Annotated in this window: 13 protein-coding genes; 4 read left to right on the top strand and 9 right to left on the bottom strand. The window is 70.7% G+C overall.

Annotation, left to right across the window (positions count from 1 at the left end; translation table 11 throughout):
• Window positions 1-11 precede the first annotated feature (11 nt).
• Window positions 12-698, top strand: coding sequence for a hypothetical protein (locus ON36_RS36140; RefSeq protein ID WP_043652252.1), 687 nt, complete (start codon window positions 12-14; stop codon window positions 696-698).
• A 56-nt stretch (window positions 699-754) separates the two neighbouring features.
• Here ON36_RS36140 and ON36_RS13605 read toward each other — a convergent pair whose 3' ends face one another.
• The 5 genes from ON36_RS13605 to ON36_RS13585 all read right to left on the bottom strand — a co-directional run bounded on the left by ON36_RS13605 (window position 755) and on the right by ON36_RS13585 (window position 5051).
• Window positions 755-1990, bottom strand: coding sequence for a cytochrome P450 (locus ON36_RS13605; protein ID WP_043652249.1), 1236 nt, complete (start codon window positions 1988-1990; stop codon window positions 755-757).
• A 264-nt stretch (window positions 1991-2254) separates the two neighbouring features.
• Complete coding sequence (locus ON36_RS13600; protein WP_043652572.1) at window positions 2255-3502, bottom strand: hypothetical protein; 1248 nt, start codon at window positions 3500-3502, stop codon at window positions 2255-2257.
• Window positions 3499-4050: a Cif family virulence factor gene (locus ON36_RS13595; protein ID WP_043652247.1), complete on the bottom strand. Its 552-nt coding sequence runs from the start codon at window positions 4048-4050 to the stop codon at window positions 3499-3501. Before ON36_RS13595 ends, ON36_RS13600 begins: the two co-directional genes overlap by 4 nt.
• Window positions 4047-4268, bottom strand: a complete 222-nt coding sequence (locus tag ON36_RS13590; RefSeq protein ID WP_043652245.1) for a ferredoxin — start codon at window positions 4266-4268, stop codon at window positions 4047-4049. The genes ON36_RS13595 and ON36_RS13590 overlap by 4 nt, the downstream gene beginning before the upstream one ends.
• Before the next feature lie 150 nt (window positions 4269-4418).
• Window positions 4419-5051, bottom strand: a complete 633-nt coding sequence (locus ON36_RS13585; protein WP_052313954.1) for a TetR/AcrR family transcriptional regulator — start codon at window positions 5049-5051, stop codon at window positions 4419-4421.
• 107 nt (window positions 5052-5158) lie between these two features.
• Here ON36_RS13585 and ON36_RS13580 point away from each other — a divergent pair, with 107 nt between their 5' ends.
• The gene (locus ON36_RS13580) at window positions 5159-6253 is read left to right on the top strand and encodes an MlaD family protein (protein WP_043652244.1); all 1095 of its coding nucleotides are present in this window, start codon (window positions 5159-5161) and stop codon (window positions 6251-6253) included.
• A gap of 57 nt (window positions 6254-6310) precedes the next feature.
• Here ON36_RS13580 and ON36_RS13575 read toward each other — a convergent pair whose 3' ends face one another.
• From ON36_RS13575 to ON36_RS13565, 3 genes are all read right to left on the bottom strand, one after another.
• Window positions 6311-7498, bottom strand: coding sequence for a lipase family protein (locus ON36_RS13575; protein WP_043652241.1), 1188 nt, complete (start codon window positions 7496-7498; stop codon window positions 6311-6313).
• A 160-nt stretch (window positions 7499-7658) separates the two neighbouring features.
• Window positions 7659-8012, bottom strand: a complete 354-nt coding sequence (locus tag ON36_RS13570) for a transcriptional regulator (protein WP_052313952.1) — start codon at window positions 8010-8012, stop codon at window positions 7659-7661.
• Window positions 8009-8473, bottom strand: a complete 465-nt coding sequence (locus ON36_RS13565) for a hypothetical protein (protein ID WP_043652240.1) — start codon at window positions 8471-8473, stop codon at window positions 8009-8011. Before ON36_RS13565 ends, ON36_RS13570 begins: the two co-directional genes overlap by 4 nt.
• A gap of 198 nt (window positions 8474-8671) precedes the next feature.
• Between ON36_RS13565 and ON36_RS13560 the strand changes: the two genes are divergently transcribed.
• Both ON36_RS13560 and glmS read left to right on the top strand, forming a co-directional pair.
• Window positions 8672-8941 carry a hypothetical protein gene (locus ON36_RS13560; RefSeq protein ID WP_245558070.1) on the top strand — a complete coding sequence of 90 codons (270 nt, stop codon included), beginning with the start codon at window positions 8672-8674 and terminating at the stop codon, window positions 8939-8941.
• 15 nt (window positions 8942-8956) lie between these two features.
• A complete protein-coding gene (glmS, locus tag ON36_RS13555) occupies window positions 8957-10786 on the top strand; it encodes a glutamine--fructose-6-phosphate transaminase (isomerizing) (RefSeq protein ID WP_043652236.1) in 1830 nt (609 codons plus the stop codon).
• A 19-nt stretch (window positions 10787-10805) separates the two neighbouring features.
• Here glmS and ON36_RS13550 read toward each other — a convergent pair whose 3' ends face one another.
• Window positions 10806-12866, bottom strand: a complete 2061-nt coding sequence (locus tag ON36_RS13550; protein ID WP_043652233.1) for an AMP-binding protein — start codon at window positions 12864-12866, stop codon at window positions 10806-10808.
• Between the last annotated feature and the right edge of the window lie 201 nt (window positions 12867-13067).

Genomic DNA, 13067 nt, shown 5'->3' with positions numbered 1-13067 from the left:
GGACAGACGACATGAGCACCGACACCACCGAACACCCCGGCCCGCCGCCCGCGGACACCGAGGCGCCCGATGGCCCCGAGACCCCCGGACCGGCCACCGCGCGGACGGGGACGGCCGCCACACTTCGGAAGGCGCCGGAACCGCTGTCCGGCAACCGCTCCGACCGGACCGCACCCCGCACCGTCGCACTGCGCCTGTCGACCGTGCTGACCGCCGCGGCGCTGGCGGTGTCGGTCGCCGCGACCGCCACCCTGGCCGTGCTCTACGTCGGCGCCCGCGGCGACCTGGACGATCAGCGGCAGCACGCCGCCGACGAAGCCCACGCCGAACGCATCGCCGCCGACTACGCCCTGGGCGCCTCCACCATCGACTACCGCAACGTGAAAGCCTGGCTGGCCGAGCTGAAGACCGGGACGTCCCCGCAACTCTCGGCCAAGTTCGACACCACCGCCCCCCAGCTCGAGCAGATCCTGCTTCCGCTGCAGTGGACCTCCACCGCGACACCCCTCTCAGCGGGCGTGATCTCCGAATCGGGCGGGGTCTACAAGGTCAACGCCTACCTGACGGTCACGTCGAGCAGCGTGCAGAATCCGGCCGGAACCCTGACCACGGTCGCCTATTCGCTGACCATCGACCGCAACTCCGATTGGCACATCACCGATGTCGGTGGCCTGCAGAACGCGGTCCCGGTCAGATAGCAGACGGCCCGGCACCCGCGGATCGGGTGCCGGGTCGCGGGCTGTGGCCGCTACGGCTATCGGGGCCGCACCGTCATCGGCAGGCCGGCGAAGCCGCGCACGTTGACCGAATGCACCCGCTGCGCGGCGGCGGTGTCGATGTCGTAGCCGCTGATCGACTCGGCGATGGCGGTCAGACCGATGTTGGCCTCCATGCGGGCCAGGTGCGCGCCCAGGCAGAAGTGCACGCCCATCCCGAAACTCAGCAGCGTCTGGGAACTGTCGCGGCCGATGCGGTAGGCGGCGGCGTCCTCGAAGACGTCCTCGTCGCGGTTGGCCGAACCGAGCAGCAGCAGCACCCGGTCTCCGGCGGGGATGACGTGGTCCTCGATCGCCACGTCGGCCAGCACCCGGCGCACCAGCAGCTGCGTCGAGTTGTCGTAACGCAGGGTCTCCTCGGTCCAGTCCGGCACGATCGACGGGTCGGCCAGAACCTTGGCGGCCTCGTCGGGGAACCGGTGCCCCCAGTACATGGCGTTGCCCAGCAGTTTGGTGGTGGTCTCGTTGCCCGCCACGATCATCAGGACGAGAAAGCCGATGATCTCCTGCTCGGAGAGCCGGGTCACCCCGCCGTTCTCGTCGTCGGGGATCTCGGCGTCGATGAGCACCGACACCAGGTCGTCGCCGGGATTGCGCCGCCGGTCCTCGACCAGTGCCTTGTAGTAGGTGGTCAGCTCGACGTAGGCGTAGATCGCGGCCGAGGGGACGTCGAGAACCCCCTCCTCGCGGTGCAGCAGCAGATCCGACTGGGTGCGCAGGTGCGCGCGGTCGGCCTCGGGCACCCCGAGCAGCTCCGAGACCACGTCCATCGGCAGCAGCCCGGCGAAATCGCGGATGTAGTCGAACTGCCCCATCTCCAGGCACCGGTCCCAGTGCGCTCGGGTCAGATCGCTGATCCGGTCGGTCAGCTCGAGCAGCCGGCGCGGGGTGAAGCCCTTGGACACCAGTTTGCGGATGCGCGCGTGCTTCGGATCGTCCAGGGCGAGGAAGGACATGGCCAGGTGGGCATTCGGGCCGTAGGAGGTCGGGTCCATCGACACACCCCAACTGTTCGACAGGCGCACGCTGTCACGCAGCGCGGCCCGCACGTCGTGGTGGCGCGACAGCGCCCAGAAGTCCATCGACCCGTTCCGGTAGACCGGGGCCTCGGCGCGCAGGCGCGCATAGGTCGGGTACGGGTCCTCGTGGAACGCGTAGTCGTAGGGGTCGAAGGGGACGAGCGTCTCCATATCGGCGGTCACAGCACACTCCATCACCAGATTTCGTCTTGTCCAGGTCACGCTACACCGTTATCCGGACACCTGTACAGACAGATGTCCATCTTGGCGCCGGATTCCGGACCGGCCCGGCCTGTCCGCGGCGCGAAGGGGTGATGCGCGGCGCACTGCCGTCGTATCGCGGCGAGCAGCAGCACTGTCGGCGGGCAGCGGTCACCCGCCACCCGCCGACCCCGGCCGCCGCGCTCGCCAGGGCACGGGCGGCGTCAGGTCCGGCTCGGCATCGGGACGGACACGCCCTCACACGACGGTGAGCGGCAACGGGATTCCCCGGTCGGCGAAGGCGAAATTCGCGCCGGTGCTGATCCGGGTCAGGGCCACCTCCACGGCCTCGGCCGCGGGTTCGTCGCCGAGGACGACATCGACCGCCAGGGTCCGCTCGTCCGCGGCGGCGACCCGGCACCCGTAGCGCGGGTTCACCCCGCGCACGAGGGCCTCGAGGGGTTCGAGACGGTCCGCGGTCAGCAGGGCGGGCCACACGCTGTCGCGCACGCCGCCGCAGTCGCGGTTCAGGGTCACCCGCACACCGTCGCCGGTCACCTCGATCGCGCGGCTCACGTACTGCACCGGATTGAGCGCCGGATGCAGGGCGATGATCCGGGCCAGGGACTCCGGGTCGTCGCCGAGACACAGTGCGGCGCGGATTCTTTCGGAGGATACCCCCGCCACGCCCGCGAACTGCTTGCGCCCGATCTCGTCGGCCCGCTCCGGCTCGACGCGCTCCCGGACGGCCAGCAGGAAGCCCGCGGCGAGCAGATGCTGCTGCAGGCACACCTCTTCGGCGATGCGGATCAGGGCCGAGCGCGAGAAGTCGGGGAAGCGCAGGTCGCTCAGCAGCGGGCCCCGGTAGTCGCCGACACCTTCGTCGGCCGGGTCGATCGGCGACAGCGTCACCGACGCGGCGTCGGAACCCTCGATCACCCCGGCGTTGCGGGGTATCGGCGGGGGCACATGGGAGTCGTCGATGATCACCGTCCACGCGCAGACCGGCTTCCGGCCCGCGGGCACCCGCGGCGGCCGGTGGATCGGCCGGACCTGGGCGCGGGGATTGGTGGCCAGCGCGGTCGCGTCGAAGGTGGGGTCCTCGATGTCGTGACACATGGCCCGCACGAACGCGTCACCGAGTGGTTCCACGTCGGCCAGCGCGCCGCAGTGGTCGAGCCAGAACTCGCCGTGGTCGTGATCGTCGACCCGGAACCGGAAGTCCAGGAACTGCGGCGGCGCGCCGATGTCCAGCTGCAAGCCCTTGAAAATGGTCTCCACGCTGTCGCCGGCGTAGCCGAGGGCGGTCTGCATGCGCCGGGTGTAGACCGGGCTCGAGACCTGCCATTCCTCGATGGCCACCTGGGTCATGCCCTCGCGACCGAACGCGCCGATGGTGTGCGGCATGCCGGAACGGTCGATGAGGTGACCGCACAGCAGCAGTTCGGGCACCAGCACCGCGAGCTGCTCGCGGGTCAGCGCGGCGAACGACGAATCCTGGCTCACCACAGCGGCACCGGCGACTTGCCCACCGGGTACCAGCCCGGCAACGGCTGATTCCTGGTCGCGTGCTCGATGCGGGCCAGCATGGGCTTGCTCATCGCATTGTTCGTCAGCATCTCGAGGAACAGCGCCGAGACGTTGCCGAAGTCGAAGAAGTCGCGCTGCCAGTTCCACTGGAAGTTGCCGCCGTAGCGGAACCAGCTGCCGCCGATGCCCTCGACGGTGTAGTGGGAACCGTCCTCGCGGGTGGCGTCGGAGGTCTGCTTCCAGAAACCGACGACGTCGCCGGTCCTCTCGTCGATCACGACGTGCTGGTACGGGTAGCGCCAGCCCTCGAGGCCGTCCATCTCCTGACCGACGGCGATCTCCCGGATCTCCTCCCGGCCCACGGCCATGAATTCCTGCTTGGGCCCGTAGTTCCAGCCGTAGGTGGCGTCCTCGGTGTACATGTCGGCCAGCGGACGCCAGTCGCCGAGCTCCTCGCACCGCTTGTTCTCCGCCAGCCAGCGCTCGACCATCTCGTCGAGCTCGGCGCGCGTGTACCCGGTCATCGTTGTTCTCCTTCGTCGTCCGGCTCCCCGGAGAGGATCGACAGCGCCCGTGTCGGGCAATAGGTCACCGCGTCGGCGACGGCGGCGCGCTGCGCCGCCCCCGGGTTCTCGACGAGGATCTCGACTTTTCCGTACTTGGGGACCGCGAACACTCCGGGCGCCTCGGTCTGACAGACCGCGTGCCCCTGGCACAGATCCAGATCAACGACGATTCGCACTCGAGACCCCGCCTTCCGCCATCGGCATCGTCCGTTCGCTCCCGCGAACCGCTTCGCATGGACACCAAGCTGGACATGTGTCTGGACAGTATCACCGGCACTTCGGGCACGGCAATACCCCGCGGTGACCCACGAGGGAGGTACGCGGTGTCAGTCGGCGACCGAGAGCAACGGGGTGATGACGGTCCGGGCGAGCATGCGCAGCGCCTTCTCGTCGCGGGAGTTGGCCGCCCGGCTCGGCATGAGCAGATTCGCGAACACCAGCCGCACCAGGGTCTCGGCGATCAGCTCGGGATTGCGCAGCGCGACCGTGCCGTGCCGCTGGCCCGAGCGGATGCGGTCGGCGACGAAGCCGTCCATGAGATCGAGCAGGGCCGCGTCGTCGGCGCGCAGCGCGTCGAGCATGACCTGGGGTTCGTGCCGGGCGAGCCGGTCCAGCGCCGGATGCTCGCCGACCGCCCGCACCGCCACCACGAATACCTCCACCGCGCCGGTGACCGGGTCCTCGGCGGCCGCGGCGGTGTCGCGCAGCAACTGGAGCATGCGGCCGAGTTCCCGGACGACCAGCTGTTCGACCACTCCGTCCTTGGACCCGAAACGGCGGAAGACGGTGCGGCGGCCCACCTTCGCGCGCACGGCGATGTCGTCCATGGACATGCGGCTGCCGTACGCCTGGTAGAGCTCGAGTGTCGCGTCGAGGATCTGATGATCGGTGCCGGTGAGCGGCACCTCCGGTTCGGCCATCGCCTTGGCGACCACGAGTCTCAGGGGCAAGGCGGACACTCCGCGCACTATACCGGCCGTACCGAAACGGCAGTTTTGGCACTCGAAGAGTGTCATGAGTGCCACACTGGGCGCCGCCGCTTCCCGCGCGTTCGACTGGAGTGTTGATGGCAGGCTCGCCCGCGACGAAAGTCCGTTTCCCGCTTCTCGCCCTCGGCGCCGTGCTGTGGGCGAGCGCGGGCTGTGGCTACACCGTCGCGGATCTACCCCTACCGAAGCCGGGGGCGGGCGGGGCCGTCTACACCCTGCACGCGGTGTTCGGGAACGCGCTCAACCTCCCCGATCAGGCGAAGGTCAAGCTGGGCGGGTCCGACATCGGCGTGGTGTCCGGGATCCGGGTGCACCGGTTCGAGGCGATCGTCGACCTGCAGATCCGCGGCGAGATCGCCCTGCCGAACGGCACCGGCGCCGCACTGCGGCAGGCGACGCCCCTCGGGGACGTCTTCGTCGCGCTGACGCCACCGCATCGGCCCTCGGCCGCCGGGGTGCTGACCGACGGGGACACCATCGCACGCGCCGCCACCTCGGCGGGCGCGACGGTCGAGGAACTGCTCGTGTCGGTCTCGCTGCTCTTCGACGGCGGTGGCGTGGCCCGGCTGGCCCACCTCGGCGATCAGCTCGGCGACATCGTCGACGACCACGGCGGTGAGCTCGCCCACCTGGTCACCGAGCTCACCGCCGTCGTGGGCGAACTCCACGCCAACAGCGCTCGGGTCGACGCCGCCCTCACCGAATTCGGCACCCTCGCCGACACTCTCGACGCCCGCCGTACCGAACTCGGCCGCGTCGCCGACACGCTGCCGCAGGCGATCGGCGCCGTCGCCGAACACAATCGGGCCGTCGGCGACCTCCTGGCCACGCTGTCCACCGCCACCGCCGCCCTCGGCGACTACTCCGCGACCACCGGCGACCGGCTCGCCGAACTCCTCGACAGCGTCGACGCCCTCCTGGCCGCACTCGGCGCCGTCGGAGACGGCATCACCGTCACCGCCGACCAGCTCGAGCAGATACTCCCCCGGCTGCAGGCCGCCACACGCGGCCGCAGCCTCGTGGTCGGCATGACCCTGACCGACCTCGACATCGGACTGCTGACCGACCCCGAGCACAGCAAGTTCTGGGACCGGAACGACGTGGCCGATTTCGTCGGCTCGTTCCTGCAGGTGCTCCGGGTGGTCCAGGGGCGCGTCTCCGGCCCCCGGTGACGGCGCGGCCCCGGCGCGCATCGCGCGCCGGGGCCGTGGTCCGTTTTCCTGGCCGGATCAGCAGGTGCTGGTCACCGGCTCGTTGCGGAATCGGGCTTCCATGTACTCCCACGCGGCGGGCAGGCCCATCACCGCGGCGGTCATGTGCTCGGAGATGTTGTAGGGCACGAAGGTGATCGGCACGTTGTTACGGCAGTAGCGCCCGACGGTCTCGGCGACACTGTCGTACGGGGTGAGGAAGTCCTCGATGCCCTGCCAGTAGTAGTGCGGCGCGGTCGGGTTCAGGTCCGAGTAGCGGATGCTGTTCTCCCGCAGCACCGCGAACGCCTCGGGGCTGTCCATGAGGTCCTTGCGGGCGGCGAGCTGCTCGGCGTTGCGCAGAACGCCGTGGAACAGCAGGAAGCGGCGGCAGGCGTCCTTGGTGAACTCGCGGAACCACAGGCCCTCGTCGTTGAGCTGCGAGGAGATCGGCAGCCGGTCGGGGTATTCGCGTTCCAGGCCCATCGCCGCGGCGAAGGCGAGCCCGAAGCCCGGGTGGTTGGCGAAGCCGAGGCCGCGGGCCATCTGCTCGAGGTCGGCCGGGATGCCGCCGGCGACCACGCCGGCCAGCTTCAGCTCCGGCGCGTAGGTCGGCTGCAACGCGCCCGCCCACGACGTGGCCAGCGCGCCGCCGGAATAGCCCGCGATGCCGACCGGCGACTCGGCCAGACCCAGCTCGGGCACCTTCTGGACCGCGCGGATCGAGTCGAGCACCACCATGCCGCCGAGGCGGCCCGCCGCGTAGGCGACCTGCGGGCCCCAGTAGTCGGGCAGCGACACCGCCCAGCCGCGCATGATCGGCAGCACCGCGCCCGGCCCGTCCTGCAGCTCGCCGCTGAACAGGGAGTGCGAGGGGCTGCACTGCGTGCCGAGGGCGTTGATCAGCGCCTGGTAGGACACCAGCGGGGGCTTGCTCACCCCGGGCGGCAGCATCACCGTGGTGGTCGCCATGATCGGCTTGCCCACCGAGTTGGTGGACCGGAACGCCACCTGCCAGCCGGTCGAACCGCCGAAGATGGTCGTGTCGATCTGCCGGGTGCGGACGACGTCACCGGGATGCAGGGACGCCAGTTCCGCGGGCGCGGCGTAGAACGGGTCCGGGTCGGGCGTCGGATAGGCCGGGTCACCGACCGCACTGGGTGCGGTGAGTCCCGTGACGAGCAGTGCCGCCACCAGGGCAGCGGCACGGGTCCAGCTTCGGAACACGTTTTGTCCTGTCGAGAAAAAGGGAGGGGAGAACGGCCGAGCGCGGCAGCGGCGATGTTTGCGTCACCGTTGCTGCGGGCAACCTAACCGATCGGTAGTGATACCACCCAACCCGTTGCGGTAGACCACGATCGGCCGGGCCCGTCCCTGTGACACCTCCTCAAAAACCCTCCGCGGCAGGGCGAGCCGCGCCCCCGCCGTCGGCTCCGGGGACCGCGGGCGCACCCGCCGCCGCGACGATCTCGCGCAGGGCCGCGATGTGCCCGTCGAATGCCGTGCGGCCGCGCGCGGTCAACCCGGCCCGCAGCTTGTGGCGGGTGCCCGACAGCCGCCGCTCGGTGCGGACGTAGCCGGCCTCCTCCAGGGTGGCCAGCTGCTTGGACAGGGCCGAATCCGACAGTCCCACACGCTCCTTGAGGAACGCGAACTCGGCCCAGTCCACCGCGGCGAGCGTGGCGACGAGCGTGAGCCGCGTGCTCGGGTGGATCAGCTCGTCGAAGCGGGCCTCGCTCACGCGCCCACCCAGCGGCGGCCGGTGCGCAGGATCTCCGGCGCCCCGAATCCGATCACCGCGGCCACGAACACCGCCGACCAGACCGCCGCGTGCCGCGCGCCGTCTGCCGACAGCCCGAGCGCCACCGCGACGGTGAGCAGGACGAACCCGCACAGCATGCCGATCACCAGCCACGCGGTCCACCGGCCCGCGACCGCCCTGCTGACCAGCGCCCGGCCGGTGCGGCGCTGTCCGCCGAGCAGCCGGGAGGCGAGGGTGGCGTGCCCGGCGCCGAACAGCACGGTCGCCGCGACGGCCAGCCAGGCCGGGGCCCACTGCCCGATCGCCCCGAGAACGACCCATCCCCCGGCCATCGCCCACCAATATCCCCGTGGCAGGCCGACTTCGGCGTCGACGCCGCGCCGGGCCCGCTCCACCGCGTCGAGCGCGGCCCGAGCCTGATCAGGAGCTACGTACTCCATGGGAACCTCCCTTTCCTATCTGGAAACAAGCGTCCCTCTTTCCCAGTGGGAAAGTCAAGAAGATGATGGCGCAGGATCGTCCGGGCGGGACGGTCCAGCGCTCCTGAGACACGGGGCCCCCGTCAATTCGGACCCATCCCTGCCCGAATCCGGGCACAGATGTTGGTGAAATCGCGCCGAGCGTGCATGATCTGTCGGGTGAATGACGGAGTGACCGCCGATCTGGTCCGCTATGTGGCGGCCTCCACCGGGCTGCCGGAGCAGGTCGCGGCGCGGGTGGTGGCCGACGTCGTCGGCTACTTCGCCGAGACCGCCGAGCAGTTCGTGCGGCGGCGGCACGCCGAGTTGCAGGCCCGGCAGGTGCGCAACGCCGAGATCTGGCAGCGCCTGGCGGGCGAGCTGGCCGCGCGGCCGGTGGCGGCGCCGGCATTCACCGAACGGCAACTGCGTCGCATCGTCTACGGGTGAGGAGTCCGTCGCACCATGTGTGGAATCGTCGGCTACATCGGTCACCGGCAAGCTGTGCCGGTCCTGCTGGAGGGCCTGCACCGGCTCGAGTACCGGGGGTACGACTCGGCGGGCCTCGCCCTGCCACACCGGGGCAGGCTACGGGTCACCAAGACCCAGGGCCGCGTCCAGGACCTGCGGGACCGGACCGACGCCTCGGCCCTGCGCGGCACCACCGGCATCGCGCACACCCGCTGGGCCACCCACGGTGAACCCAGCGACGTCAACGCCCACCCGCACGTCGACGGGTCGGGCCGCATCGCGGTCGTGCACAACGGCATCGTCGAGAACGCCGAACAGCTGCGCGCCGAGCTGACCGACCGGGGCGTCACCCTGGTCTCCGACACCGACACCGAGGCGATCGCGCACCTGATCGCCGCGGAGCTCGACGGCACCGACTCACTCGAACAGGCAGTGCGCGCGGCATTGCATCGAGTGCAGGGAACCTACGGCCTGCTGGTCCTCGACGCGCGCCGCCCGGCCGAGCTGGTCGTGGCCCGCAACGGGTCCCCCATCGTGCTCGGCGTCGGCGACGGCGAGATGTTCGTCGCCTCCGACATCGCCGCGCTCGTCCACCACACCCAGCGGGTGGTCTTCCTCGACGACGGCGAGCTCGCCACCGTCCGCGCGGGCGAGTTCCGCACCAGCACCCTGGCCTCGGAGGTCGAGAGCACCAAGACCCCGACCACCATCGCCATGGCCGCCGAGGACTACGCCCTCGGCGGCTACCCGGACTTTCTGCGCAAGGAGATCGCCGAGCAGGCCGAGGCGGTCGGCCGGGCCCTGCGCGGCCGCCTCGACGACCGCTTCGCCACCGCCCACCTCGGCGGCCTCGGCATGGACGCCCGCGAGCTGCGCGGCATCAGCAAGGTGGTGTTCCTGGGGTGCGGGTCGGCCTACTACGCCGGGCAGCTCGGCGCGCAGCTGGTCGAGGAACTCGCCCGCATCCCCGCCGTCGCCGAACCCGCCTCGGAGTTCCGCTACCGCAACCCCGTCGTCGACCCGGGCGCGCTCTACGTCGCGATCAGCCAGTCCGGCGAAACCATGGACACCCTCGCCGCCGTGCAGGAACTCCAGCGCAAGGGCGGCCGGGTCATCGGCGCGGTGAACGCCGTGGGCAGCGCCATCGCCCGCCAGTGCGGCGCCGGCATGTTCCTGCACGCCGGACCGGAGGTCTCGGTGGCCTCCACCAAGGCGCTGACCAACATGACCGTCTCCTTCGCCATGCTGGCCCTGCTGCTGGGACGGGTGCGCGACCTGTCCGCCGCCGACGGACGCCGCATCGTCGACGGCCTGCGGGCCCTGCCCGAGGCCATCGACAGCGTACTCACCGGCGAGGACGTCGTGGCCGACATCGCCGACCGCTACGCCAAGGCGCGCAGCATGTTCTTCATCGGCCGGGTGCGCATGTGGCCGGTCGCCCGCGAGGGCGCCCAGAAACTCAAGGAGGTCAGCTACATCCACGCCGAGGCGTACCAGGCCTCCGAGCTCAAGCACGGGCCCCTCGCCCTGATCGACCCGGAGATGCCCAGCGTGGTGCTCGTGCCCGACGACGAGCTGCTGTCGAAGAACCTGGCCACGATCGAGCAGATCAAGGCGCGCGGCGGCCCGGTCATCGCCGTCACCAACACCGAGCTGCCCGCCGGGCTGGCCGACGAGGTCATCCGGGTGCCCGAGGTGGCCCCGGAGCTGGACCCGATCGTGCTGACCATCCCCCTGCAGCTGCTCGCCTATCACACGGCGCTGTCGCTGGGCCGGGACGTGGACAAGCCGCGCAACCTGGCCAAGAGCGTCACGGTCGAATAGGCGCGCGCCCCGGAGGGTCTCAGCCCGCGAGGCCCTCCGGGTTCACCAGCTGCCACTTCAGGATCTTGCCGGTCTCCCCGCGCGGCAGCGACTGCATGAACGTCACGTCGCGCGGCACGGAGAACCGGCTGAGCCGGTTGCGGACATAGCTGCGGACCATGTCCGAATCCAGGCCGGAGCCTTCGTGTTTGACCAGGAAAGCGGCCAGCCGCTGACCGAACTCCCGGTCCGGGACGCCGACCACCGCGACATCGGTGACCTGGGGCAGGTAGGCCAGGGCCTCCTCCACCGGCCGGGGGAAGACGTTCTCGCCGCCGGAGATGATCATCTCGTCGTCGCGGCCCGCCACGAACAGCCTGCCCTCGGCGTCGAGGTAGCCGAGGTCGCCCGTGTCGAGCATGCCGTCGGCCTCCGTCGGCGGCGCGTCGCTGACATAACCGTCGAAGAGCATGTGGTTGGCCACGAAGATCCGCCCGACGACACCGACCGGCACCGGCCGGTGCTCGGCGTCGAGGACCGCGATCCGCGTACCCAGCGGTGGCCGCCCCGCCGTCGTCGGCGCGGCACGCAGGTCATCGGGCCCGGCCACGGTCGCCCAGGACACCTCCGTCGACCCGTAGAGGTTGTAGAGGATCTCGCCGTAGCCGTCGAGGAAACGGTCCACGGTGACCGCGGCCAGCGGCGCCCCGCAACTCACCACGTGCCGCAGACTGCGCAGGTCGTAGCGGGCGCGAACCTCGGCGGGCAGGTCGACCATGCGCTGCACCATGGTCGGCACCACGATCAGGGTGTGCACGCCGTGTTCGGCCACGCGGCGCAGGCAGTCCTCGGCGTCGAAACCCTGGGTCAGCACGACCGTGCCCCGCACCGCCGTACTCAACTGCAACGCCGACAGGCCCCAGGTGTGGAACAGCGGCGCCGGGATCATCATCGTGCTGCCCACGTGGATCGGGATCCGCGACAGCAACGCCACCAGGGTGTCGAAGCCCTTGGCGTGCGGACGGCGCGCCCCCTTGGGCGAACCCGAGGTGCCCGAGGTCAGCACGATGAACCGGCCCGCGACCGTCGGCACGGGAAACTTGGTGTGTCCCAGGGCGACCAGGTCCTCGATGCTGTGGTGGCCCGCGCCGGGGGGCACGTCGTCGGTGAGGTAGCGCGGCAGATCCCGGTGCAGGTACTGCACGAGGTGGGTGAGATCGGAGTCGACGAACAGCGCCGACAGGCGGTGGCGCTGCACGATCTCCTCGATGCGCCGCCCCGACAGGCCGGAGTTCAGCAGCGCGACGTCCACGCCGAGTTTGCCCGCGGCGACCATGGTCTCGACCATGCCGCAGTGGTTGCCCGCCAGCAGGCCGATCCCGTCACCCGCGCGCAGCCCGGACTCGTACATGGCCGCGGCCAGCGCGGTGGTGCGCTTGTCGGTCTGGTCGAAGGTGACGGTGCTGACGTCGTCGATCAGGGCGACCTGGTCGGGGCTGTGCGCGGCGCCCGCGGCATAGCCGCCCGCCAGGTTGAAACCCCAGCGGTACAGCGAACGCAGCTGCCGCGCCGAGGTCAGCGGCGGGGCGACCAGGCCCGAGTTCACCCACCAGCGCACGATCTCCGACCGGCGCCGCATGGGCGCGCGTTCGCCGTTGGCGACCACCGAGGTGCGGGCGCCGCGCACCACATCGGCGGCGCGGCGCAACCCCGCGGTGACCCAGTCGCCGATCGCGGCGTTCTTCACCCCGCCGAGGGCCGGATGCAGGCGCGGGGCCGCGAAGACGGTCACGTCGACGCGGGTGCGCTGTTCGGTGCCGGTCAGGCGGATCAGGGCGAAACTGCCCGTCTCCGGGCTGCGCACCTCGAAGCTCTCGTACCAGCGCCCGACCGACACCGCCAGCCCGCAGTGCCGGATACCGCCCGCCCCGGTCCCGAAGCGCACATGCCAGACCATGCTCCCGTCGGGGTCGGCGACCCGTTCGCAGGCACCGATCCCCGTCCACAGCCGGGGGTAACTGTGCGGCTCCAGCAACACCTCCCACAGCGGCCGGCGTGGGACGGAGAGCTCCACGGTCACATCGACGACATCACTCGGCATTCAGCGTGCTTTCCTCGGCCCGGCCGCACTGCCGGGTAGTGCCTTCGGCGGCGTGGCTCCGTGCCGCGCCGCTGCCCGGGTCAGGCAGTGCACCGAATGTCCATAATCGGTGGTCGGCGGGGTCGGGAAGGCCGTTTTCCCGGATTCTGGAGAGCGGAACGAATCGGGATACCGCTCGATGTGACAATCGCCAATACCGCA

This window comes from Nocardia thailandica NBRC 100428, assembly GCF_000308795.1.
GTDB classification, from domain to species: Bacteria; Actinomycetota; Actinomycetes; order Mycobacteriales; family Mycobacteriaceae; genus Nocardia; species Nocardia thailandica.
This window is presented reverse-complemented; position numbering and strand designations above follow the sequence as displayed.

Excerpts from the sequence above, each read along its gene's own strand:
- ON36_RS36140 (WP_043652252.1), top strand. The coding sequence starts at position 12 with ATGAGCACCGACACCACCGAACACCCCGGCCCGCCGCCCGCGGACACC.
- ON36_RS13605 (WP_043652249.1), bottom strand. The coding sequence starts at position 1,990 with ATGGAGTGTGCTGTGACCGCCGATATGGAGACGCTCGTCCCCTTCGAC.
- ON36_RS13595 (WP_043652247.1), bottom strand. The coding sequence starts at position 4,050 with ATGACCGGGTACACGCGCGCCGAGCTCGACGAGATGGTCGAGCGCTGG.
- ON36_RS13580 (WP_043652244.1), top strand. The coding sequence starts at position 5,159 with ATGGCAGGCTCGCCCGCGACGAAAGTCCGTTTCCCGCTTCTCGCCCTC.
- ON36_RS13565 (WP_043652240.1), bottom strand. The coding sequence starts at position 8,473 with ATGGAGTACGTAGCTCCTGATCAGGCTCGGGCCGCGCTCGACGCGGTG.
- glmS (WP_043652236.1), top strand. The coding sequence starts at position 8,957 with ATGTGTGGAATCGTCGGCTACATCGGTCACCGGCAAGCTGTGCCGGTC.
- ON36_RS13550 (WP_043652233.1), bottom strand. The coding sequence starts at position 12,866 with ATGCCGAGTGATGTCGTCGATGTGACCGTGGAGCTCTCCGTCCCACGC.